Genomic DNA, 22244 nt, shown 5'->3' with positions numbered 1-22244 from the left:
GCATGGCGCGATTCCGACGACGGCCCGCCGCCGTGGCGGTGGCGGCGATCGCCGTGCTGGTGGCGTCGCTGGTCGGCTGCGGCAGCGGCGCCCAGGACGAGATCGACTACGCCGTGGACGGCACGTTGACCACCTACAACACCAACACCGTCGTCGGCGCCGCCTCCGCGGGCCCGCAGGCGTTCGGCCGGGTGCTCAGCGGGTTCGGCTACCACGGTCCGGACGGTCAGGTGGTGGCCGATCACGACTTCGGCTCCATCTCGGTGGTCGGGCGCGAACCCCTGGTGCTCGACTACCAGATCGCCGACAACGCCGTGTATTCCGATGGCAAGCCCATCACGTGCGACGACATGGTCCTGACCTGGGCGGCCCAGTCCGGGCGGTTCCCGGCGTTCCAGTCGGCCAGCCGCGCGGGCTACATCGACATCGCCACCATCGACTGCGCGCCGGGCCAGAAGCGGGCCCGGGTGTCGTTCGCGGTCGACCGCAACTTCGCCGAGTTCACCCAGCTGTTCACCGCGACCAGCCTGATGCCCTCGCACGTCATCGCCGACGAACTGGGCCTGGGCGAGGGCGGGGTCACCAACGCCATCCAGGCCTACGACATCCCGCAGATCGACCGGATCGCCGGGTTGTGGAACACGCTGTGGGACCTGAAGCCCGGCATCGACCTCAAACACTTCCCGTCCTCGGGGCCCTACCGGATCGACGCCGTGCGCGAGGACGGTTCGGTGGTGTTGGTGACCAACGAAAAGTGGTGGGGCCCGGCGGCGGAGACGCCGCGGGTGACGGTCTGGCCGCACGGCATCGAGGTCCAGGACCGGATCAACGACGCCACCTTCGACGTCGTCGACATCGCCGCCGGTTCGTCGGGCACGCTGACCACGCCCGACGGCTACGAACTGGTGGAGTTCGCCTCGGCGGGCATCGAGCAGATGATCTTCGCGCCGCAGGGCCCGCTGGCGGCCGTTCCGGCCCGCCGCGCGGTGGCGTTCTGCACCCCGCGCGACGCGATCGCCCGCAACGCGGAAGCGCCGGTGAGCAATTCGCGGCTCAACCCGGCCGCCGAGGATGCGCTGACCCAGGCCGAGGGGATCCCCGAGGCCGGGCAGTTCCTGATCGGCAACCCGGATGCCGCCCGCGAGGCCCTCGACGGGGAACCACTCAACGTGCGGATCGGCTATCAGACGCCGAACCCGCGCCTGGCGGCCACCGTCGGCTCGATCGCCAAGACCTGCGCGCCGGCCGGCATCACCGTGCAGGACGCCGGCGGGGAGAACGTCGGGCCGCAGGCCCTGCTCGACGGGCAGATCGACGTGCTGATCGCCAGCACCGGCGGGGCCACCGGCGCCGGATCCAGCGGCGCCTCGGCCGTCGACGCCTACACGCTGTTCGCGGGCAACGGCGACAACCTGTCGCGCTACGCCAATGGCCAGATCGACGGCATCATCAGCGCGCTGGCGGTCACCGTCGACCCCAAGGAACAGGTCCGGTTGCTGGCCGAGGGGGCGCCGGTGCTGTGGGCCGACATGCCCACGCTGCCGCTGTACCGCCAGCAGCGCACCCTGCTGATCTCGTCGAAGACCTACGCGGTGAGCAGCAACCCGACCCGCTGGGGCGCCGGGTGGAACATGGACCGCTGGGTGCTGCGCAAATGAGCGACGGCGACATCGGCGCGCTGGTCGCGGCGATGACCCGAGAGGTCGCCGACTTCCCCGAACCCGGCGTGCTGTTCAAGGACCTCACCCCGCTGCTGGCCGACAGCCGCGGCCTGGACGCGGTGACCTGCGCGCTCGCCGAGGCCGCGGTGGGCGCCGACCTGATCGCCGGCCTGGACGCGCGAGGTTTCCTGCTCGGTGCCGCGGTGGCCATCAAGATGGGGACCGGCGTCCTGGCCGTGCGCAAGGGCGGGAAACTGCCGCCGCCGGTGCACCGCGAGGAGTACACCCTCGAATACGGGACCGCGACGCTGGAGATCCCGGCCGACGGCATCGACCTGTCCGGCCGCTCGGTGTTCGTCGTCGACGACGTGCTGGCCACCGGGGGCACGCTGACCGCGGCGGTGCGCCTGTTGCAGCACGCCGGGGCCACGGTCCCGGGTGCCGCGGTGGTACTGGAACTCTCGGAACTGGGCGGACGCACGGCCGTGGCGCCATTGTCGGTGACCAGCCTGCACACCGTCTGAGATCCCGGGGACTAGTCTGGGGTGCTCAGGCGTTTGGTTTGAGCGGAGGTGACGGACGTGGCCGAGGAGCAGCAGTCGGTGGCGGCCGTGGAGAACAGCCCCGTCGCCGTCCCGCCCGCGGAGCCGACGCCGGCGCCGGCCTCGGAACGGCCGGCCACCAGCGCATCGCGGCGGGTCCGGGCCCGGCTGGCCCGGCGGATGACCTCGCAGCGCAGCACCATCAACCCGGTGCTCGAGCCGCTGGTGGCGGTGCACCGCGAGATCTACCCCAAGGCCGATCTGTCGATGCTGCAGCGGGCCTACGCCGTCGCCGAGGAGCGGCACGCCACCCAGATGCGGCGCTCGGGTGACCCGTACATCACCCATCCGCTGGCCGTGGCCAACATCCTGGCCGAACTCGGCATGGACACCACCACCCTGGTCGCCGCGCTGCTGCACGACACCGTCGAGGACACCGGCTATTCGCTGGAGACGCTGACCACCGACTTCGGTGAGGAGGTCGCCCACCTCGTCGACGGGGTCACCAAGCTGGACCGGGTGGTGCTCGGGACCGCCGCCGAGGCCGAGACCATCCGCAAGATGATCATCGCGATGGCCCGCGACCCGCGGGTACTGGTGATCAAGGTCGCCGACCGGCTGCACAACATGCGCACCATGCGGTTCCTGCCGCCGGAGAAGCAGGCCCGCAAGGCCCGTGAGACGCTGGAAGTCATTGCGCCGCTGGCGCATCGGCTGGGTATGGCCACCGTCAAGTGGGAGCTCGAGGACCTGTCGTTCGCCATCCTGCACCCCAAGCGGTACGAGGAGATCGTGCGGCTGGTGGCCGACCGGGCGCCGTCGCGCGACACCTACCTGGCGCGGGTGCGCGCGGAAATCGTTGCCACACTGAACGCTTCGCGGATCGACGCGACCGTGGAGAGCCGTCCCAAGCATTACTGGTCGATCTATCAGAAGATGATCGTCAAGGGCCGCGACTTCGACGACATCCACGACCTGGTGGGCGTGCGGATCCTGTGCGACGAGATCCGCGACTGTTACGCCGCCGTCGGCGTGGTGCACTCGCTGTGGCAGCCCATGGCCGGCCGGTTCAAGGACTACATCGCCCAGCCACGGTTCGGGGTGTACCAGTCGCTGCACACCACGGTGGTGGGCCCGGAGGGCAAACCGCTCGAGGTGCAGATCCGCACCCGCGACATGCACCGCACCGCGGAGTACGGGATCGCCGCCCACTGGCGCTACAAGGAAGCCAAGGGCCGCAACGGGGTTCCGGTCAGCCACGCTGCCGCCGAGATCGACGACATGGCGTGGATGCGCCAGCTGCTCGACTGGCAGCGGGAGGCCGCCGACCCGGGGGAGTTCCTCGAGTCGCTGCGCTACGACCTCGCGGTGCAGGAGATCTTCGTCTTCACCCCGAAGGGCGACGTGATCACGCTGCCCACCGGGTCGACACCGGTCGACTTCGCCTACGCCGTGCACACCGAGGTCGGTCACCGCTGTATCGGTGCCCGGGTCAACGGGCGGCTGGTGGCCTTGGAGCGCAAGCTCGAGAACGGGGAAGTGGTCGAGGTTTTCACCTCGAAGGCGCCGAATGCCGGGCCGACGCGGGACTGGCAGGGCTTCGTGGTTTCGCCGCGGGCCAAGGCCAAGATCCGGCAGTGGTTCGCCAAAGAACGCCGCGAGGAGGCGCTGGAATCCGGCAAGGACGCCATTGCCCGGGAGGTGCGCCGCGGCGGGTTGCCGTTGCAGCGCGTGGTCAACGGCGAATCGATGGGCGCCCTGGCCCGCGAACTGCGCTACGCCGACGTCTCCGCGCTCTACACCGCCGTCGGCGAGGGGCACATCTCGGCCCAGCACGTGGTGCAGCGGCTCATCGCGCACCTCGGCGGCGCCGACGACGCCGAGGACGAGATCGCCGAACGGTCCACCCCGTCCAATCTGCCGGTGCGCCAACGCAGCAGCGACGACGTCGGCATCTCGGTGCCCGGCGCCCCCGGTGTGCTCTCCAAGCTGGCCAAGTGCTGCACCCCGGTGCCCGGCGACGAGATCATGGGGTTCGTCACCCGCGGCGGGGGTGTCAGCGTGCACCGCACCGACTGCACCAACGCCGCCTCGCTGCAGGAGCAGTCCGAGCGCATCATCGAGGTCAAGTGGGCCCCGGGGCCGACCTCGGTGTTCCTGGTGGCCATCCAGGTCGAGGCCCTCGACCGGCACCGCCTGCTCTCCGATGTCACCCGGGTGCTGGCCGACGAGAAGGTCAACATCCTCTCGGCGCAGGTGACCACCTCCGACGACCGGGTTGCGGTCAGCCGCTTCACCTTTGAGATGGGCGACCCCAAACACCTCGGTCACGTGCTGAACGTGGTCCGCAACGTCGAGGGCGTCTACGACGTCTACCGGGTGACTTCTGCCGCCTGACGATGCCGGGTGAGGAACGAACCCGGGGGAGGAAGAAGGCAGTCAGATTCCTGCGGCGTAGGCGCTGTAGCTGATGCGCGCGGTGTCGTCGGGCCCGTACGGATTGTTCTCCCGCGGCGCCATCGAGATCAGGATCAGCGCGAACACCAGGAACAGGATGACTGCGGCCACCATCACGTAGCCGATCGCCAGACCCGCGATCGCCAGCCCGCGCCCCTCCTCACCCGTGCGCTTGATCTGCGACAGCGAGATGTGCCCGAACACGATGCCCAGCGGCGCGAAGATCAGCGAACCGACCAGCGCCACGATGGCCATGGTGTTCGTCGGGCGGCGCGGCGGCGGACCGTAGGGCCCCGGATAGCCGGGACCGTACGGATAGCCGGGCTGGCCCACGGTCAGTCCAGCGCCAGGGAGGTGATCCTGACCTCGTTGGCCGGGGCGCCGTCAGCGGCCCCGCCCTCGACGCCGGCGTTGGCGATCCGGTCCAGGGTGCCCAGGCCGGTCTCGTCGATGGTGCCGAAGACCGTGTACTGCGGCGGCAGCTGCGAGTCGGCGTAGACGAGGAAGAACTGGCTGCCGTTGGTGCCGGGGCCGGCGTTGGCCATCGCGAGGGTCCCGCGCGGGTACACCACGGGGCTCTGCGCGGCCGGGCTGCCGGCGGGGTACTGGTCGGTGGGGTACTCGTTGGCGAACTGGTAGCCCGGCCCGCCGGAGCCGGTGCCGGTGGGGTCACCGCACTGCAGCACCGACAGGCCCGGGGTGGTGGTCAGCCGGTGGCAGACGGTGTCGTCGAAGTAGCCCTGCTGCGCCAGGCTGGCGAAGCTGTTGACCGTGCACGGCGACTTGCCGTTGTCCAACATCAGGCCGATGTTGCCCTGGTTGGTGGCCATGCTGGCGCTGACCTGCGCCGGCTCGGTGGGCACCTCACCGGTGCGCGGCGCGTCGACGGGCTTGCTGGGCTCGCGCGCGGCCGGGTACTGGCAGTCGGCGCCGGTGTCGGCGGTCGGGGTGAACGCCGGCAGCTGACCGTCGGCGACAGGCTCGTTGACCGGCGCGGATTCGGCGGCGAACGGGTCCCCGGCGCCGCTGTCCGCCGTCGTGGCCGAGTCGTCCCTGGTCAGCAGCACGGTGGCGACGACGGCCGCGATCAACACGACGACCGCGGTGGCGCCGCCGATGATCGCCATCATCCGACGCTTCTTGGCCTGCGCCTCGCGCCGTTCGAGTTGGCGTTCGAGCTTGCGTTTGGCGGTCTCACGTCGCTGTTCGTTAGTCGGCACTGCCGATGCCCTCCCACGTCTGCCTGCTGGATGTGCTCGAAACGAGTGTGCCAGCTGCCGCTGAGGATGCGCTGTCCGACCCGCGCCGAGGTGGGTGGGACACTGGGTGCCGTGCTGATCACCGGGTTTGCCACCGGCGCCGCCGAGACGAACTGTTATCTGGTGGCGCCGCGCGCCGGTGGCGCCGCCCTGGTCATCGATCCGGGGGAGGACGCCGTGCCGACGCTGGAGTACTACTTCGCGGTCAACGAGCTGAGCCCGGCCGCTGTGCTGCTGACCAGCGGTCGACGCGAGGTCACCGGGTCGGCGTTCGACCTGTGCGCCGGCTGGGACATCCCGGTGTATCTGCATCCGGCCGACCGCGACCTGCTCACCGACCCGCCGGAGATCCTGCGCGACCTCACCGACGGGGAGATCCGGCTGGCCGAGATCGTGGTCCACGTCGATCACACGCCGGGGCACACGGCTGGTTCGCTGGTCTACCGGGTGCTCGCCGACACCGACGAGGGCCCGGCCACGGTCGCGTTCACGGGGCACACGCTGGGCTTTCGCACGGTTGGCGGACCCGGATGCGATAGTGACCGCCGGCAACTGCTGAGATCGATCAGAGAAAAACTGCTGGTACTCGACGACGACACCGTGGTACTACCGGCGCACGGCACCTCGACGACCATCGGCGACGAACGTCGCCATAACAAGCACCTCGACGCGTGAAGGATCAGGCTGCGTGAGCGAATCACCGTCCTTTCAGGGCCCCAAGGGCGTACCCGACTATCTGCCGCCGGACTCGGCGCAGTTCGTGGCCGTCCGCGACGGTCTGCTCGGGGCCGCGCGCCGCGCCGGCTACGGCGACATCGAGTTGCCGATCTTCGAGGACACCGCTCTGTTCGCCCGCGGCGTGGGGGAGTCGACGGACGTGGTGTCCAAGGAGATGTACACCTTCGCCGACCGCGGTGAGCGCTCGGTGACGCTGCGGCCCGAGGGCACCGCCGGGGTGATGCGCGCGGTCATCCAGCACGGACTGGACCGCGGCGCACTGCCGGTGAAGCTGTGTTACTCCGGGCCGTTCTTCCGCTACGAGCGGCCGCAGGCCGGCCGCTACCGGCAGTTGCAGCAGGTCGGTATCGAGGCCATCGGCGTCGACGATCCGGCGCTGGACGCCGAGGTCATCGCGGTGGCCGACGCCGGGTTCCGGTCGCTCGGGCTGGACGGGTTCCGGTTGGAGATCACCTCGCTGGGCGACGACACCTGCCGGCCAGCGTATCGAGAACTGTTGCAGGACTTCCTGTTCAAGCTCGACCTGGACGACGCCACCCGTGCCCGCGCCGAGATCAACCCGCTGCGGGTGCTCGACGACAAGCGCCCCGAGGTCCGCGCGATGACCGCCGACGCGCCGGTGATGCTCGATCACCTGTCGGATTCGGCGCGCACCCACTTCGACAGCGTGCTGGCGCACCTGGATGCGCTGCGGGTGCCCTACCAGATCAACCCGCGGATGGTGCGCGGGCTGGACTACTACACCAAGACCACGTTCGAGTTCGTCCACGACGGCCTCGGCGCGCAGTCCGGTATCGGCGGCGGCGGTCGCTACGACGGGTTGATGCAGCAACTCGGCGGTCAGGACCTCTCCGGCATCGGCTTCGGGTTGGGGGTCGATCGCACCGTGCTGGCACTCAAGGCCGAGGGCAAGGAGGTCGGCGCGACGTCTCGGGTGGACGTGTTCTGCGTGCCGCTCGGCGAGCAGGCCAAGTCCGCGCTGGTGGTGCTCGCGGCGGAGCTGCGCGCCGCCGGGGTCCGCGTCGACGTGGCCTACGGTGACCGCGGGCTCAAGGGTGCGATGCGGGCCGCGGACCGTTCGGGGGCCCGGCTGGCATTGGTGGCCGGGGATCGCGACATCGAGGCCGGCACCGTCGGGGTGAAGGATCTGGGTGCGGGGGAGCAGGTCGACGTCCCCGCCGACACCGTCGTCACCGAGGTCCTCGCCCGCCTCTAGTTTTTATCGCGAGCCATTCCTAGCGCGACTACCCCCAAGCGCGAGCGTGCGCGCCCCCGGGCGACACGCCGACCATTTTTCGTGGTCTGCGCACCCTCGCGCCGGTCGTCAGCGGCCCTGGGCGACCGCGTTGAGCACGTCGTGCACCTCGCGGACACCGCCGTCGAAGGGGCTGCCGCGCTTGAGCACTCGCGTGCCGTTCGGGGTGACCGCGACCAGCTTGGGCGAGCTCGACGTCAGCTGCAGCCGGCGTTCGAAGCGCACCTCGCCCAGCGGCATCAGTGCGCCGCCGGAGGAGCTGAACAGCCCGAGCTTGCGGTCCAGGACGGCCGCGGGATGGCAGCTGCCCAGCGGTTGGCTGCGACGCGTCCGCACCTGCCGCACCAGCCACACGGTCGCCGCGGCGGCGAGCAGCCCGGCCACGACGAACGCGAGCGCAACGATCGTCGAAACGGTGCCGATCACCAGGGCGGCCACTCCGAAGCCGAGCAACACGACGCCCAGCAGCCCCAGCACGAACGCCAGGATGCTGGCCGGGCCGGTCTGCCGGTCGATCACAACCACGCGGCGACCGTCATCGGTGACGACGAGACCGCCGGTGTCGGCCAGGATCTCGTACTTGGCTTCGCTCATAGCGGCGAGCCTGCCATCTCGACCCAGCGCGAGGGTGCGCAAACCACGAGAATTTCCCGGCGTGTCGCTCGGGGGCGCGCCCTCAGTGTCACTGTGGTGATTGCCGCGTTGCGGTGGTTGGGTTCTTCTCACCTGGTGTCTGGCTCAGACGCGCACTGCTGCTCTTCGGGGTTGGCTAGCGAGCATTGTGCCGATATCAGGTGGGAAGGACCGACCGGCGTGACTTGATAGGAGCGTGGCATCGCCCCCACTGAGATGTGTCCGCCGGCCGGCCCAACCTTCTACCCATCCACATCTGAGGAAAGAAGGCACCTCCATGGTGGTTCTTGGAGCCGATGTACACAAGCGCAGCCACACCTTCGTCGCCGTCGACGACCGGGGCCGCAAAGCAGGAGAAAAGACCGTCCCCGCCACCACCGAAGGCCATCTCAAGGCGTTGGCTTGGGCCAAGACCAACTTCGGTGAGGACCTGCTGTGGGGTATCGAAGACTGCCGCAATCTATCAGCGCGCCTGGAGCGGGACCTGTTGTCGGCGGGTCAGAAGGTCGTGCGGGTCGCACCGAAGCTGATGGCCCACGAACGCGCCGGCGCACGCACCCAAGGCAAATCCGACCCCATCGACGCGCTGGCCGTGGCCCGCGCAGTCCTGCGCCACCCGGATCTGCCCGTAGCCGCTCACGACGAGGTCTCCCGCGAACTCAAACTGCTCGTCGATCGACGCGAAGACCTTGTCGCCCAACGCACCTCGACGATCAACCGACTGCTGGGCCGCATCCACGAACTCGACCCCACCCAAATCTTGAAGAAGAAAGCACTCACCCGCGCCAAAGCCCAGACCGCCATGGCCGCCTGGCTGGCCACCATCGACGGGCTACTCGCCGAGCTGGCCACCGACGAACTCGGTGACATCATCCGGCTCACCCTGAGCATCAACGAACTCGAGAAGCGCATCGGCACCGCGGTGCGGGCAGTGGCCCCCCAGCTGCTGGCACTGCCCGGCTGCGCCGAGTTGACCGCCGCCAAGATCGTCGGCGAAACCGCCGGCATCACCCGCTTCAAAAACGAAGCCGCGTTCGCCTGCCACACCGGCACCGCCCCCATCCCGGTCTGGTCAGGCAACACCGCCGGCCGGGTACGTCTGAGCAGAGCAGGCAACCGACAACTCAACGCCGCCCTCTACCGCATCGCCCTCACCCAGACCCGCCTAGCCGACAGCCCCGGCCAGACCTACTACCGCAAACGCATCGACCAGGACGGCAAAACCAAAGCCGAGGCACTGCGCTGCCTCAAACGACGCCTGGCACGAGTCGTCTACAACCGCCTCCACGCCGACGAACAATCACGACACCACACCCACCAAACCGCCGCCGCTTGACATAGGAGCAATGCTCGCGCAGGGGGCTAAATGGCGAGGGCGGCGCGGACGTCCGCCTCGGAATCGCGGCCGCCGACACCGGTGGACGTCACCCGCCCCGCCTCCAGCACGTAGTACCGCTGCGCCGACTCCAGCGCGAACCCGATGTGCTGTTCGACCAGCAGCACGCCCAAATCACCCCCGCGGGTCAACTCGGTGATGGCCTGCTCGATCTCGGCGACCACCGACGGCTGGATACCCTCGGTCGGCTCGTCGAGGATCAACGTCCGCGGCCGGGTGATCAGCGCGCGGGCGATCGCGAGCTGTTGGCGCTGGCCGCCCGACAGCAGCCCCGCGCGCCGGCCCAGCAGCTCGCGCAGCGCGGGGAACAGGTCGAGCTGCGCGTCGATCAGCTGCTTGCCGCCCTTGCGTCCGTCGGCGACCACCTGCAGGTTCTCGGCGGTGGTCAACTGCCCGAACGACTGCTGCCCCTGCGGGACGTAGGCCAGCCCGCGCGCCACCCGCGCCGAGGGGCGCAGCCGGGTGATGTCCTCGCCGTCGAAGAGCACCTTGCCCGCACCGCACTTGAGCAGGCCCACGGCGGCGCGCAGCAGCGTGGTCTTGCCCGCGCCGTTGTGGCCCAGCACCGCGGCCACGCCGTCGGACGGCACCTCGAGGCTGACGCCGTGGATCACCTCCGAGCGGCCGTAGCCGGCGTGCACATCGATCAGCTGCAGGGTCATGGGGTGTCCTCGATTCCATTCGCGGCCGCGGTGCCCAGGTAGACCTCCTGGACCTTCGGGTTGGCCTGCACCTCGGCGACGGTCCCCTCGGCGATGACCTGCCCGCGGGCCAGCACCGTCACCGACGTCGCGAACGCGCGCATGAAGTCCATGTCGTGCTCGACGACGACGACGGTGCGTTCGGCGCCGATGCGGCGCAACAGATTGCCGGTCTCCTCACGTTCCTCGGCGCTCATCCCGGCCACCGGCTCGTCGAGCAGCAGCACGTCGGCGTTCTGCACCAGCAGCATGCCGATCTCCAGCCACTGCTTCTGACCGTGGGCCAACACGCCGGCGGGGCGGTCGGCCAGCGCGGTCAACCCGATGGTGGTCAGGGCCTCGTCGATGGCCGGGAGCACCCCGGCGCGTCGGCGCAGCAGCGTCCGCCACGACCGGTCCGCGCCGGCGGCGATGTCGAGATTCTGCAGCACGGTGAGCTTTTCGAACACCGACGCGGTCTGGAACGTCCGTCCCACACCCAGTCGGGCGATGCGGTGCACCTTCTTGCCGAGCAACTCGACGCCGGACTTGCTGACCGAGCCGGTGCCGGGCACCAGGCCGGTGATCGCATCGATCACGGTGGTCTTGCCGGCGCCGTTGGGACCGATGAGGAATCGAAGATCGCCCTGGAACAGCGTCAGGTCGACGCCGTCGACGGCCTTGAAGCCGTCGAATTCGACGGTCAGGCCCCGTACTTCGAGGTACTCGGTGCCCATGCCGACGTTGCCGCCGGCCACCGGTCGCAGTTCGGTACTCACAGTCGTGCCCCCGCCGTCTCGGGTGCCGGCTCCGGATCGGGTAACGGATCCGGTGCCACGGGTGCTCGATCCGCGCGCCGACGACGGGTGAACAGCGCACCCAACCCGGCCAGCCCGGCGGGGAAGAAGCCGACGACGATGATGAACAGCAGACCCTGGGCGTAGATCCATTCGGACGGAAACCGTTCGGAGAACAGCGTTTGCGCCCAGGCGATCCCGATCGCCCCCAGCACCGGACCCAACAGCGTGGTCCGGCCGCCGATCGCGACGGCGATCAGGAACGCGATCGAGGGCAGGATGCCGATCTGGGAGGGCGCGATGAACCCGACGATGGGGGCGAACAGCGCGCCGGCGATGGCGGCGAACAAGGCGGCCACGCTGTAGGCCACGACCTTGATGTTGGCCGGGTCGTACCCCAGGAACCGGACCCGTTCCTCGCCGTCGCGCACGGCCACCAGCAGCTCGCCGTAGCGGCTGACCATCAGCTGTCGCGCGATCGCGAGGACCGCCAGCAGCACGCCCGCGGCGATGAAGTACAGCATCCGGCGGTTGGCGGGATCGTTGAGCGTGAAGCCGAAGAACGTCTGGAATCTGTTGAGCCCGTTGGAGCCACCGAGGGTGGTCTGGCCGACCAGCAGGATGGCCAGCGCCGCGGCCAACGCCTGCGACAGGATCGCGAAGTAGGCGCCCTTGACCCGCCGCTTGAACACCCCGAAGCCGAGTGCGGCCGCGATCGCGGTGGGCACGATCAGGATGGCCAGCACCGTGAACAGCGGGGAGGCGAATGGTGCCCAGTATCCGGGCAGCACCCGGATCCCGGCGATCTGCATGAAGTTCGGCACCGCGTCGCCGTGCAACTGCGCATCGGCGATCTTGAGGTGCATGGCCATCATGTAGCCGCCGAGACCGAAGAACACGCCCTGGCCGAGCACCAGCATGCCGCCGCGACCCCAAGCCAGCCCGATACCGACGGCCACGATGGCAAAGCACAGGAACTTGGCGAACATGCCGAGCCGAAACTCGGACAGCACCAGCGGTGCCAGGCCGAACAGCAGGACCGCGGCCGCCCCGAAGCCGGCCCAGGTCTGCCAGCGTCCCAACAGTTTTCTCATACGAGGCTCCTTGTCCGGACTGTGAACAGTCCCTGCGGGCGGGCCTGCAGGAACACCACGATGAGCACGAAAACGATCACTTTGGCCAGCGACGCGGTGGTGCTGTACTCGATGAACGAGTTCAGGAATCCGAGCGCGAAGGCGGCGATCACGGTGCCCTTGATCTGACCGAGGCCGCCGACCACGACCACCAGGAACGCATCGATCAGATAGCTCTGGCCGATCGTCGGGCTCGTCGAGCCGATCAGCGTCAGCGCCACCCCGGCCACCCCGGCCAGGCCCGAGCCGATGAAGAACGTGGTGACGTCGGTGCGGCGCGACGAGATGCCGCTGGTCTCCGCCAGATCCCGGTTCTGCACGACGGCGCGGATCCGCCGCCCCATCGGGCTGGCCTTGAGCAGCGCGGCCAGCGCCGTGACGCACGCGATGGCCAGCACCAGGATGAACAGCCGGGTCTTGGGCACCACCGTGCCGAAGATCTCGACACCGCCGGACAGCCACGTCGGGGCGATGACGTTGACCGCCGGGGCGCCGAACAGGTCGCGGGCCACCTGCTGCAGCACCAGTCCGACACCGAACGTCACCAGCAGCGTGTCCAGCGGCCGGTGATACATCCGCTGGATCAGCGTGGTCTCCAGCAGCACCCCGAGCAGACCGCCCACCACGAACCCCACTACCAGCGAGATCAACAGGGAAGCACCGGCATTGGAAACGATCTGCTGCATGACGTAGGCGGTGTAGCAGCCGGCCATGATGAACTCGCCGTGCGCCATGTTGATGACGCCCATCTGCCCGAACGTCAGCGCCAACCCCAGGGCGGCCAGCAACAGGATCGAGCCCAGGCTCAATCCCGTTGCCAGCTGCCCGATCAGGACATCCATCTAGGCGCTCAGCCGGCGAGGCCGCTGGCCCACGGATAGGACTCCAGGTAGGGGTCCGGCTCGATCGGACCCTGCGACTCCCAGGTGGTGTAGATCAGCCCGTCGGGCCGGATCTCGCCGATGCGTGCGGTCTTGGTGATGTGGTGATTGTCGCCGTCGATGGTGACCAGCCCCTCCGGGCCGGTGAAGCTCACGCCGTCGGCGTTGTCCTGAATATCCTTGACGCCGAACGAGTTCGCCTTCTCCACGGTGTTCTTCCACAGGTGCACCGAGACGTAGGCGGCCTCCATCGGATCGGAGGTGACCCGGTCGGCGCCGTACTTGTCCTGGAAGGCTGCGACGAACGCCTGGTTCTCCGGGGTGTCGATGCTCTGGTAGTAGTTCCACGCGGTCAGCTGCCCGTCGATATTCTGCGCCCCGATGCCCTTGACCTCCTCCTCGGCGATCGACACCGAGATCACCGGCATGGTCTGCGGATTCAGCCCGGCGTTGGTGTACTCCTTGAAGAACGCCACGTTCGAGTCGCCGTTGAGCGTGTTGAACACCGCGCCGGCCTCGGAGGCGCGCACCTTGTTGACGATGGTGGAGAAGTCGGTGGAGCCCAGCGGGGTGTAGTCCTCGCCCTTGATCTCGAGGTCGTTGGCTTCGGCGTAGGCCCGGATGATGCGGTTGGCGGTCTGCGGGAACACGTAGTCGCTGCCCACCAGGTACAGCGACGTGACACCCTTTTCCTTCAGGTAATCGAGCGCCGGCACGATCTGTTGATTGGTGGTCGCCCCGGTGTAGAAGATGTTGTCGCTGGACTCCAGGCCCTCGTATTGCACCGGGTAGTACAGCAGCGCGTCGTTGCCCTCGAAGACCGGCAGCATGGCCTTGCGGCTCGACGAGGTCCAGCCGCCGAAGACCGCCGCCACGCAGTCGTCCTTGATGAGCTTCTCGGCCTTCTCGGCGAACACGGTGGGCTCCGAGGCGCCGTCCTCGCCGACGACCTCGATCTGCTTGCCCAGCACGCCGCCGTCGGCGTTGATCTGCTCGACGGCCAGCGCGATGGCGTCGCGCACCGTCACCTCGGAGATGGCCATGGTGCCCGACAGCGAGTTCAGCGACCCCACCTTGATGGTGGGGCCGTCGGTGTCCACGCAGGAGGGGCCGCCCTCGGTGGCAACGGTGTCGGTGGCCTTGCTGCCGCAACCGGCCAGCGTCAGCGCGGTGGCGCAGAGCAGGGCGCCCGCGGCGACCGCCGGCTTTCTCAGACAGGGACGCGAAGAACTGGGCATCGAGAGCCTTTCGTGGACGACGGTGCGAGCACCCCGGGCGGGTGTCGGACCGGACGTTATGGCTCCGGTGTTTCTGTGAAATATCTGTATGTCACGAACGCATTAACGACTTCTTGGTCCGGCGTTCACCGGCCCGTGAGGTCGCCGGGACGCGACCCCAATTCCGGGTGTAACGATGCGGTAGCGTCGAAAGATATGACGAACATGGGAAAAGCGACTCGTAGGATCGGCGCAGCAGCGATGGCGGCGTCTGCCGCATTTGCGTTCACGCATGGCACGTCAGCGGCCGAACCGGCGGAACATCAGGTGCGGTACACGCTCACCTCGGCGGCGCCGTACGAATTCGATCTCTTCTATCTGACGACGCAACCGGCGAGCATGGAGGCCTTCAACGCCGACGCGTACACCTACGCCAAGCGCGAGAAGGTGAGCGTGGCTCCCGGCGCGCCCTGGGTCTTCGAGACCACGCTGGCCGACCCGCAGTGGGCGATCCTGCAGGTGAGCAGCACCACCCGTGGCGCCGTGGGTGCCCCCGGCGCGCACTGCGACATCGCCGTCGACGGCGAGGTCGTCACCCAGCACGACGATCCCTACAACGTGCGGTGCCAGCTCTCGCAGTGGTGAGTGCTAGCCCCTAACCAGCCCGGCAAGGGCTTCGGGCAGCGGATCGCGGTGCAGGACGCCGAGGCGCTGCGTCGCGCGGGTGAGCGCGACGTAGAGTTCGGCCGCGCCGCGCGGCCCGTCGGCGAGGATGCGCTCGGGTTCGACGACCAGGACGGCGTCGAACTCGAGGCCCTTGATGTCGGCGGGTGCCACCGCGCCCGGCACGTCGGCCGGTCCGATCACCACGCTGGTGCCCTCGCGCCCGGCTTCTTCGGCGACGAATGCCTCGACCGCGGCGACCATCTCGTCGTCGTCCCGCACCTGTCGTGACCAGGGCGGCACCCCGGTGGCTCGGACCGATTCCGGGGGCCGGACCGTGGGCGCGAAGTCGGCGAGCACGGTCGCGGCGACCGCCATGATCTCCGCCGGCGTGCGGTAGTTGACCGACAGCGGGCGGTACTCCCAGCGGCCGGCCACGTACGGATCGAGCATCGCGCCCCACGACGTTGCCCCGGCCGCCGAACGGCGCTGGGCCAGATCGCCGACGACGGTGAAGGATCGGCCCGGGCAGCGGCGCATCAGCACCCGCCAATCCATCTCGGACAGCTCCTGGGCCTCGTCGACCACGACGTGCCGGTAGGTCCAGTCCCGGTCGGCGGCCGCGCGTTCGGCCAGTTCGCGGTGGTCGCGTTCGGTGAACCGGTCGGCGAGGTCCTCGGCGCCGATGAGGTCCTGGGCGATGAGGTGGTCCTCGTCGTCCATCAGGTCCTCGCGGTCGATCATCAGGTCCAGCACGCCGGCCGCGTAGGCGGCCTCCTCCCGGCGTTCGGCCTCGGCGGCCCGCTCGGCAGCCTCGGCCTCCTTGCCGCGGCCCAGCAGATCCACCAGCTCGTCGAGCAGCGGCACATCCGAGACTGTCCAGGCCTCGCCGTCGGCCCGGAACAGCGACGGGTCCGCGCCGGCGGCGCGCAACCTCTCCTGGCTGGTGTAGAGCTGCGCCAGCAGGGATTGCGGGGTCAGGGTCGGCCACAGCTGGTCCAGCGCGGCCGCGAACCCGGCGTGTTCGTCGAGTTCGTCGAGCAGTTCGGCGCGCAGATGTTCCCAGGCGGCCTTGTCGTCGCGGGTCAACCAGCCGCGCCCGATCCTGGCAATCGCCCGCTCGGTGAGCACCCAGGTGACGACGTCGATGAACACCGCGCGGGCCTCGTTGTGCGGCAGTTCGCTGGCGCGGGCCTCCTCGATGGCCCACTGCGCGGTCTCGGCATCGATGCGCACGTCGACGTCGGCCAGTTCGATCGGCAGCGGCTCGACCGGGACGCGCTGATGATCGGCGATGGCCGCGGCCAGCACGCCCAGGATCTTGCGCGAACCCTTGTGCCGGGCGGCCTCGGGCCCGTCCTCGGCCGTCACCCGCAGCCCGGGCACCAGATCGCCGGGCGTCATGAACACCACGTTCGACTCGCCGAGCGACGGCAGCACCCGGCTGACGTGATCGAGGAAGGCGGGGTTGGGGCCGACGACCAGGACGCCGTGGCGTTCCATCCGCTCCCGCTGGGTGTAGAGCAGGTAGGCGACACGATGCAGCGCGACGACGGTCTTGCCGGTGCCCGGACCGCCCTCGATGACCAGCACCCCGGGGTGGTCGAGGCGGATGATCTCGTCCTGCTCGGCCTGGATGGTCGCGACGATGTCGCGCATGCCCTCGCCCCGCGGGGCGTTGACGGCGGCCAGCAGCGCGGCATCGCCGGTGGCCTCCTCGGCGTCGGGCCGGCCGAGCAACTCGTCGGTGAAGTCGACGATCTGCCGTCCGCGGGTGTGGAACTGGCGGCGACGCCGCATGCCCTCCGGGCTGGCGGCGGTCGCGACGTAGAACGCGCGCGCCGCCGCGGCACGCCAGTCCAGCAGCAGCGGCTCGTAGGAATCCTCGTCGTCGAACAGACCGAGGCGGCCGATGTAGCGGCGTTCCCCGGTCTCGGTGTCCAGCCGGCCGAAGCAGAGTCCGTCGTCGGCCACGTCGAGGCGCTGGATGCGTTGGGTCATCGCGCGCACCTCGGCGTCGCGGTGTACCAGCGTGCCGCCGTCCTGGGCGTCGATCGGGGCGCGCAGCGCCTCGCGGTGTCGCTGTTTGGCGCGGGCCCGCTCCTCGTCGAGGCGGGCGTAGAGGTCGGCCACATAACCGCGCTCGCGGCGCAGTTCGGCGTCGTATCCCTGAATTGTCCTGTGCTCCTTCGTGCGCGAGTGCTGCGCTGCCGGAGCGCCTGCTCGTCCTATTGTCCCTCGGCGATCATCGACCGGCCGGGGTGCGCTCGATGCCAGGCAGCGATCGCGGTGTCCCATTCGTCGCCGTCGAGGTTGGTCAGGGCCGCCGGGAACAGCCCGTCCTCCTCCTTGGCGATGTGTTCGTACAGTTCGTCGAAGGCCACCCGGACCCGGTCGCGGTCTTCGGCGCGGGTGACATCGACGGTGTCGAGCAGCGCGCCGAGTTCGCGATGCTCGGCGATCAGCGGCGTGATGTGCTCACGGAACATCTCGTCGCGGCCCATCACCGCGAACAGGCCGGTCTCCTCGCCGAGCCAGTGCGAACGCAGTTCCGCGGCCATCGCGGCCAGTTCGGTGCGCGCCCGCGGATAGTCACCGGCATCGAAGGCGCTGATGGCCGCGCCGCCGTGGTTGATGACGCGCTCGTGCTCGGCGATGTAGTCCCGCAGCAGGGGGATGTCCCGGCATCCACAGTACTGACACACGACGCGTGCCCTCGCGGATCAGCGCTGCTCGACCTGACCGAACTTCATGGCGTCCATGTTCCAGTAGCCGCGCAGATTTGTCAGCAGACCGGCCTCGTCGACCCGGTAGGTGAAGATCCCGCGGACGTCGCTGGTGACGCCGCCCTCGAACTCGAAGTGCAGGTTCAGGATGTGCGCGATCTCCTGCGGCGAGCTCGACGGGAACGTCTCCTCGCAGGTGATCCGGCGGGCGACGGCCTTGGCAATGGTGTTGTCGTAGAACTCGTAGACCTTCTCCTTGCCGCGCACCCCGGTGCCGTCGGCGTTGGTGGGCGCCTGGCCGATGGGATCCTCGATGAGGACGTCGTCGGCCATCAGCGCCAGCCACGCCTCCCGGTCGTTGGCGTGGACCGCAGCCCAGGACGCCTGGGATGCCGCCAGGGCGGGGGAGATGTCGGTGCTGGTGTCGGTCATGGCCGATACTTTACGTTCGCTCACCCGCGGCGCTGTCAGGATCGTCCGCGTTTGACCTCGTTGAACGGCACGCCGCGGTCGGCGGCGAATTCGCGGGGGAACCCCAGCACGCGTTCGCCGATGACGTTGCGCGCCATCTCGCTGCTGCCGCCGCCGAGCGATCCGGTCTGCCGCGACAGGTAGCGCACCCCGATGTCGAGCATCCCGGCCAGCTCGCCGCCCTCGTCGACGACACCCGCGGTGCCGGCGATGGCCAGCGCGGTGTCGACCTCGAGTTCGGTGGTCTCGGCGTGGAACAACCGGATCAGCGTGCCCGCGTTCGGCGGCAGGGAGCCGTTGGCGATCGCCGCACCCACGTGGTCGATCAGTTGCTTCTTGACCAGCCGGCGCACCAGCGCGCGCCCGGCCAGGTCCTGCACCCGCGCATCGTCGCCCTGGCCGGTGAGCTCGGCCAACCGGACGTGATCCGGCGGCATCTCGTTGGCGTTCTCGGCGCCGGTGCCGCTGGCGAACTCGGAACCGCCGCCCACGGCCCGGCGCTCGTGGTGCAGCTGGCGGCTGGCCACGGTCCAACCGTCGTTGACGTCGCCGACCACCGCGTCGTCGCCGAGTTCGAGGCCGTCGAAGAACTCCTCGCAGAATTCCTCGTTGCCGTTGACCTCCTTGATGCGCCGCATGGTGATCCCCGGTGCGTTCAGCGGCACCAGGAACATCGTCAGGCCCTGGTGCTTGGGCACGGTCCAGTCGGTGCGGGCCAGCATCAACCCGTAGTCACCGGCGAAGGCGCTGGTGCTCCAGGTCTTGGCGCCGTTGATGATCCACTTGTCGTCCTTGCGGTCCGCCCGGGTGATCACCCCGGCCAGATCGGAGCCGCCGCTGGGCTCGGACAGCAGCTGCACCAGGATCTCGTCGCCCCGGATGGCCGCCGAGATGCGGTCCCGCTTCTGCTGCTCGCTGCCGACGTCGAGGATGGTCGCGGCGCAGATGGTGAACGACGGCGTGTTGAGGATCAACGGCATCTCGTAGCAGCGGCACTCGTCGTTGAACGCCTTCTGGTAGGCGAAATCCAGGCCGAGGCCGCCGTACTCGCGGGGGAAGCAGATGCCCGCGAAACCGCCGGCGTACAACCGCTGCTGAAGTTCCTTGGCACGGTCCCAGGACTGCTGGTCGGCGCGTACGGAGAACGGCGGATTGTCCGGATCGATCCGCGGCATGTTCTCGGCCAGCCACGCACGGGCGCGGGCGGCGAACTCCGCCACCGACTCGGTGGTCTCGGGCGCTGTCACCGTCTCGGTCATGAGGACGTATCCGACTTCCTACTCAGGGCGTACACGGCGCGGTGATGGTCTTCCGGGGAGCCGAACATGGCCCGGTACAGCGACACCCGGCGCAGGTACAGGTGCAGATCGTGTTCCCACGTCACGCCGATGCCACCGTGCAACTGCACGCAGTCCTGCAACATCACCGGGGCGCGTTCGGCCACATAGGCTTTCGCGACGCTGACCAGCAGCGGCGCGTCGGCGGCCCGGGCGGACACCGCGGCGACCGCACCCGCGGTGGTGCCGCGCGCGGCCTCGAACCACATCTTCATGTCCGCGGCGCGGTGCTTGAGGGCCTGATAGGAGGCCAGCGGCCGGCCGAAGCTGTGCCGGTCGGTCAGCCACTGATTGGTCATGGTCAGCACCGCGTCGAGGATCCCGACGATCTCGGCGCACTGCAGGACCAGCGCGATCTGACGTTGCCGCTCCAGGATCGCCGGTGTCTGCGCGGCGTCGCCCACCGCGGCCGACGCGTCCACGGTCACGCCGTCGAATTCGACTCGGGCGTAACGCTTGACCAGATCGACCGACTCCTGGGCGGTGACGGTGACCCCGGCCGCGTCGGTCGGCACCACGAACTGGCGCAGCGCGCCGTCGCAGCGGGCCAGCACCAGCAGCGCACCGGCCTCGGCGCCCGCCTCGACCCGGTCCTTGACGCCGTCGATGCGGAAGCCGGCGTCGGTCGGCGTTGCGGTGGTGGTGATCTCGGCGTCGTCCCGCAGGCTCAGCGGCCGCCGCGGCTCGTAGACCGCCCAGGACGCCACCAGTTCACCGGAGACCAGCGCCTCGATGGTGTCCTCGTGGCCCTCGGGGGCCTCGGTCAGCGCGGCGAGCACGGTGCTCACCGGATGCAGCGGTCCAGGGGCCACCGAAGTTCCGATCTGCTCGGCCACCAGGGCAAGGTCGGCGACCCCGTCGCCGGAAACGCTTCCGCCGCCGAGTTCTTCGGGGACCAGCAGGCTGGCCCACCCCAATTCGGCGGCGCGCTGCCACCACGCGGACTCGAACGAGGTTCCGGCGTCATGCAGCCCGCGCACGTGGGCCAGCGACGCTTCCTTGTCCAGGAAGGCCCGCGTGGTGGACGCGAACAGTAGCTGTTCCGGGTTGGCGGCGAGGTCGGTCATGCGATGACGAGGGCCGGCACGTCGGGGTTGTGCACCTTCTTGTTCTCGACCTTGAACAGGTCGACCAGGTTGCCGCCCATGACCTTTCGGATGCCCTCCTCGTCGAGGCCGTGGCGCTCCAGGTCGTCGACCAGGTTGATCGGATCGGACAGGCCCTCCGGGTGCGGCCAGTCCGAACCGAAGATGACCCGGTCGATGCCGCACAGGTCGGCCATCTGCTTGAAGTTGTCCTCCCAGAACGGGGCGACGTACACGCACCGCTTGAAGGCCTCGATCGGATCCTCCGGGAACTCTTGCGGCATCTTCGAATAGACGTCCTTGAACTGGTAGAAGAGGTAGGGCACCCAGGAGGCGCCGTTCTCCACCGACAGGATGCGTAGGTCCGGATTGCGGGTCAGCGCGCCGTGGCAGACCAGCGCGGCCATGGTGTCCTCGATCGGGCGCTTGCCCATGGCCACCATGCGGAACGAGGTCGGCTTGAACGGCAGGAACTCGTCGGCGGGTTCCCAGTCGTTGAGGTACTGCGCGTAGCCGCTGTCGGAGGCGTGCATGCAGACCGGGATGCCGGCCTTGACGCAGGCGTCCCAGAACGGGTCGAACTCGGGCAGGCCCATCGAGCGGCTGCCGCGGTAACCCGGCACCGGCGCGGGCCGGACCAGCACGGTCTTGGCGCCCCGCTCGAGGCACCACTCCAGCTCCTCGAGGGCGCGGTCGACCACGCCGAGGTTGATCACCGGCGTCGAGAAGATGCGATCGGAGTAGTTGAACGACCAGGTCTCGTACATCCACTGGTTGAGCGCGTGGATGATGTCGAGGATCAGGTCCGGGTCGTCCTTGAGTCGCTCCTCGACCAGGCTGGCCAGGGTGGGGAACATGATCGTGTAGTCCAGGCCCAGACCGTCGAGCACCTCGAGGCGGGCTTCGGGATTGCGGAAGGCGGGGATCGCCTTCATCGGCTTGCCCATCACCTCGCGGTAGCTCTTGCCGCCGCTGCCGTGCCGGAAGTACTCCTCCTGGGCGCCGGGGCGGGCGACCACCTCGAAGGTGGGGTTGGGGATGTAGTCGCTGATCTGGTTGCGCACGACGATCTTGGTCCGGCCGCGCACATCGATGTAATCGATGACGCCCTTGCGGTTTTCGGGCAGGAACTGAGTCAGGGCTTCCTGCGGCTCGTAGAAGTGGTTGTCGGCGTCGAACACCGGATAGTCGAGATTCCGTGACGGCATGTTGGGCTCCTGGCATGTCGTTTATCGGTAAGCGGTAATGGCATTACCGGCACTGGTAACGAGATTACCACGCGGTGTCGTACCGCTGCCAGAAGCGATTGACGC

At 69.0% G+C, this 22244-nt stretch carries 21 protein-coding genes; 7 read left to right on the top strand and 14 right to left on the bottom strand.

What is annotated here, in order from left to right:
- The first annotated feature begins 2 nt into the window (after window positions 1–2).
- Genes EL338_RS13795 through EL338_RS13785 form a run of 3 tightly spaced genes read left to right on the top strand, consistent with a single transcriptional unit; the run spans window position 3 to window position 4600 of the window.
- Window positions 3–1658 (top strand): ABC transporter substrate-binding protein, encoded by a 1656-nt coding sequence (locus tag EL338_RS13795; RefSeq protein WP_126334267.1) that lies wholly within the window; start codon window positions 3–5, stop codon window positions 1656–1658.
- Entirely contained in the window at window positions 1655–2185 is a 531-nt protein-coding gene (locus tag EL338_RS13790; RefSeq protein ID WP_126334266.1) for an adenine phosphoribosyltransferase, read from the top strand. Before EL338_RS13795 ends, EL338_RS13790 begins: the two co-directional genes overlap by 4 nt.
- A 48-nt stretch (window positions 2186–2233) precedes the next feature.
- On the top strand, window positions 2234–4600 hold the full coding sequence (locus EL338_RS13785) for a RelA/SpoT family protein (RefSeq protein ID WP_126334265.1): 2367 nt from the start codon (window positions 2234–2236) through the stop codon (window positions 4598–4600).
- A gap of 42 nt (window positions 4601–4642) precedes the next feature.
- Here EL338_RS13785 and EL338_RS13780 read toward each other — a convergent pair whose 3' ends face one another.
- The gene (locus EL338_RS13780; RefSeq protein ID WP_235666142.1) at window positions 4643–4993 is read right to left on the bottom strand and encodes a DUF4190 domain-containing protein; all 351 of its coding nucleotides are present in this window, start codon (window positions 4991–4993) and stop codon (window positions 4643–4645) included.
- Window positions 4994–4995: 2 nt separating this feature from the next.
- The gene (locus EL338_RS13775) at window positions 4996–5880 is read right to left on the bottom strand and encodes a peptidylprolyl isomerase (protein WP_126334264.1); all 885 of its coding nucleotides are present in this window, start codon (window positions 5878–5880) and stop codon (window positions 4996–4998) included.
- Window positions 5881–5991: 111 nt separating this feature from the next.
- On the opposite strand from EL338_RS13775, the gene EL338_RS13770 reads away from it, so the two are divergent.
- Together EL338_RS13770 and hisS are read left to right on the top strand one after the other, a co-directional pair.
- Entirely contained in the window at window positions 5992–6594 is a 603-nt protein-coding gene (locus tag EL338_RS13770) for an MBL fold metallo-hydrolase (RefSeq protein WP_126334263.1), read from the top strand.
- Window positions 6595–6607: 13 nt separating this feature from the next.
- Complete coding sequence (gene hisS, locus EL338_RS13765; protein ID WP_126334262.1) at window positions 6608–7873, top strand: histidine--tRNA ligase; 1266 nt, start codon at window positions 6608–6610, stop codon at window positions 7871–7873.
- Window positions 7874–7981: 108 nt separating this feature from the next.
- Here the strand turns inward: hisS and EL338_RS13760 are convergent, their stop codons facing one another.
- Window positions 7982–8506, bottom strand: a complete 525-nt coding sequence (locus EL338_RS13760; protein ID WP_126334261.1) for a hypothetical protein — start codon at window positions 8504–8506, stop codon at window positions 7982–7984.
- Window positions 8507–8822: 316 nt separating this feature from the next.
- On the opposite strand from EL338_RS13760, the gene EL338_RS13755 reads away from it, so the two are divergent.
- Window positions 8823–9881: an IS110 family RNA-guided transposase gene (locus EL338_RS13755; protein WP_126332096.1), complete on the top strand. Its 1059-nt coding sequence runs from the start codon at window positions 8823–8825 to the stop codon at window positions 9879–9881.
- A 26-nt stretch (window positions 9882–9907) separates the two neighbouring features.
- Here the strand turns inward: EL338_RS13755 and urtE are convergent, their stop codons facing one another.
- From urtE to urtA, 5 genes are read right to left on the bottom strand one after another with little or no spacing between them, the layout of a single operon-like run.
- On the bottom strand, window positions 9908–10603 hold the full coding sequence (urtE, locus tag EL338_RS13750) for an urea ABC transporter ATP-binding subunit UrtE (RefSeq protein WP_126334260.1): 696 nt from the start codon (window positions 10601–10603) through the stop codon (window positions 9908–9910).
- Window positions 10600–11358 carry an urea ABC transporter ATP-binding protein UrtD gene (gene urtD / locus EL338_RS13745; RefSeq protein ID WP_126336857.1) on the bottom strand — a complete coding sequence of 253 codons (759 nt, stop codon included), beginning with the start codon at window positions 11356–11358 and terminating at the stop codon, window positions 10600–10602. Before urtD ends, urtE begins: the two co-directional genes overlap by 4 nt.
- Window positions 11359–11396: 38 nt before the next feature.
- Window positions 11397–12512 carry an urea ABC transporter permease subunit UrtC gene (urtC, locus tag EL338_RS13740; protein WP_126334259.1) on the bottom strand — a complete coding sequence of 372 codons (1116 nt, stop codon included), beginning with the start codon at window positions 12510–12512 and terminating at the stop codon, window positions 11397–11399.
- Window positions 12509–13393 carry an urea ABC transporter permease subunit UrtB gene (urtB, locus tag EL338_RS13735; protein WP_126334258.1) on the bottom strand — a complete coding sequence of 295 codons (885 nt, stop codon included), beginning with the start codon at window positions 13391–13393 and terminating at the stop codon, window positions 12509–12511. Before urtB ends, urtC begins: the two co-directional genes overlap by 4 nt.
- An 8-nt stretch (window positions 13394–13401) precedes the next feature.
- Window positions 13402–14670 (bottom strand): urea ABC transporter substrate-binding protein, encoded by a 1269-nt coding sequence (urtA, locus tag EL338_RS13730; protein WP_126334257.1) that lies wholly within the window; start codon window positions 14668–14670, stop codon window positions 13402–13404.
- A gap of 306 nt (window positions 14671–14976) precedes the next feature.
- Here urtA and EL338_RS13725 point away from each other — a divergent pair, with 306 nt between their 5' ends.
- Window positions 14977–15294: an Rv2576c family protein gene (locus EL338_RS13725; RefSeq protein WP_494337273.1), complete on the top strand. Its 318-nt coding sequence runs from the start codon at window positions 14977–14979 to the stop codon at window positions 15292–15294.
- Between the two features lie 3 nt (window positions 15295–15297).
- On the opposite strand, the gene helR is transcribed toward EL338_RS13725, so the two are convergent.
- The 6 genes from helR to EL338_RS13695 are packed head-to-tail and all read right to left on the bottom strand — an operon-like array spanning window position 15298 to window position 22139.
- Window positions 15298–17487: an RNA polymerase recycling motor ATPase HelR gene (helR, locus tag EL338_RS13720; RefSeq protein WP_235666522.1), complete on the bottom strand. Its 2190-nt coding sequence runs from the start codon at window positions 17485–17487 to the stop codon at window positions 15298–15300.
- 53 nt (window positions 17488–17540) lie between these two features.
- Window positions 17541–18017 (bottom strand): hemerythrin domain-containing protein, encoded by a 477-nt coding sequence (locus tag EL338_RS13715; protein ID WP_126334254.1) that lies wholly within the window; start codon window positions 18015–18017, stop codon window positions 17541–17543.
- A gap of 18 nt (window positions 18018–18035) precedes the next feature.
- On the bottom strand, window positions 18036–18470 hold the full coding sequence (locus tag EL338_RS13710) for a ketosteroid isomerase family protein (protein WP_126334253.1): 435 nt from the start codon (window positions 18468–18470) through the stop codon (window positions 18036–18038).
- Window positions 18471–18505: 35 nt separating this feature from the next.
- Complete coding sequence (locus EL338_RS13705; RefSeq protein ID WP_126334252.1) at window positions 18506–19768, bottom strand: acyl-CoA dehydrogenase family protein; 1263 nt, start codon at window positions 19766–19768, stop codon at window positions 18506–18508.
- Entirely contained in the window at window positions 19765–20913 is a 1149-nt protein-coding gene (locus tag EL338_RS13700) for an acyl-CoA dehydrogenase family protein (protein ID WP_126334251.1), read from the bottom strand. Before EL338_RS13700 ends, EL338_RS13705 begins: the two co-directional genes overlap by 4 nt.
- Complete coding sequence (locus EL338_RS13695) at window positions 20910–22139, bottom strand: amidohydrolase family protein (protein WP_126334250.1); 1230 nt, start codon at window positions 22137–22139, stop codon at window positions 20910–20912. Before EL338_RS13695 ends, EL338_RS13700 begins: the two co-directional genes overlap by 4 nt.
- Window positions 22140–22244: the final 105 nt, after the last annotated feature.

This window comes from Mycolicibacterium chitae (genome assembly GCF_900637205.1).
In the GTDB taxonomy this organism is placed as follows: Bacteria; Actinomycetota; Actinomycetes; order Mycobacteriales; family Mycobacteriaceae; genus Mycobacterium; species Mycobacterium chitae.
This window is presented reverse-complemented; position numbering and strand designations above follow the sequence as displayed.

Excerpts from the sequence above, each read along its gene's own strand:
- urtC (WP_126334259.1), bottom strand. The coding sequence starts at position 12,512 with ATGAGAAAACTGTTGGGACGCTGGCAGACCTGGGCCGGCTTCGGGGCG.
- EL338_RS13795 (WP_126334267.1), top strand. The coding sequence starts at position 3 with ATGGCGCGATTCCGACGACGGCCCGCCGCCGTGGCGGTGGCGGCGATC.
- EL338_RS13700 (WP_126334251.1), bottom strand. The coding sequence starts at position 20,913 with ATGACCGACCTCGCCGCCAACCCGGAACAGCTACTGTTCGCGTCCACC.
- EL338_RS13760 (WP_126334261.1), bottom strand. The coding sequence starts at position 8,506 with ATGAGCGAAGCCAAGTACGAGATCCTGGCCGACACCGGCGGTCTCGTC.
- urtA (WP_126334257.1), bottom strand. The coding sequence starts at position 14,670 with ATGCCCAGTTCTTCGCGTCCCTGTCTGAGAAAGCCGGCGGTCGCCGCG.
- urtD (WP_126336857.1), bottom strand. The coding sequence starts at position 11,358 with ATGGGCACCGAGTACCTCGAAGTACGGGGCCTGACCGTCGAATTCGAC.
- EL338_RS13790 (WP_126334266.1), top strand. The coding sequence starts at position 1,655 with ATGAGCGACGGCGACATCGGCGCGCTGGTCGCGGCGATGACCCGAGAG.
- EL338_RS13710 (WP_126334253.1), bottom strand. The coding sequence starts at position 18,470 with ATGACCGACACCAGCACCGACATCTCCCCCGCCCTGGCGGCATCCCAG.
- EL338_RS13695 (WP_126334250.1), bottom strand. The coding sequence starts at position 22,139 with ATGCCGTCACGGAATCTCGACTATCCGGTGTTCGACGCCGACAACCAC.
- EL338_RS13705 (WP_126334252.1), bottom strand. The coding sequence starts at position 19,768 with ATGACCGAGACGGTGACAGCGCCCGAGACCACCGAGTCGGTGGCGGAG.
- EL338_RS13755 (WP_126332096.1), top strand. The coding sequence starts at position 8,823 with ATGGTGGTTCTTGGAGCCGATGTACACAAGCGCAGCCACACCTTCGTC.
- urtE (WP_126334260.1), bottom strand. The coding sequence starts at position 10,603 with ATGACCCTGCAGCTGATCGATGTGCACGCCGGCTACGGCCGCTCGGAG.
- urtB (WP_126334258.1), bottom strand. The coding sequence starts at position 13,393 with ATGGATGTCCTGATCGGGCAGCTGGCAACGGGATTGAGCCTGGGCTCG.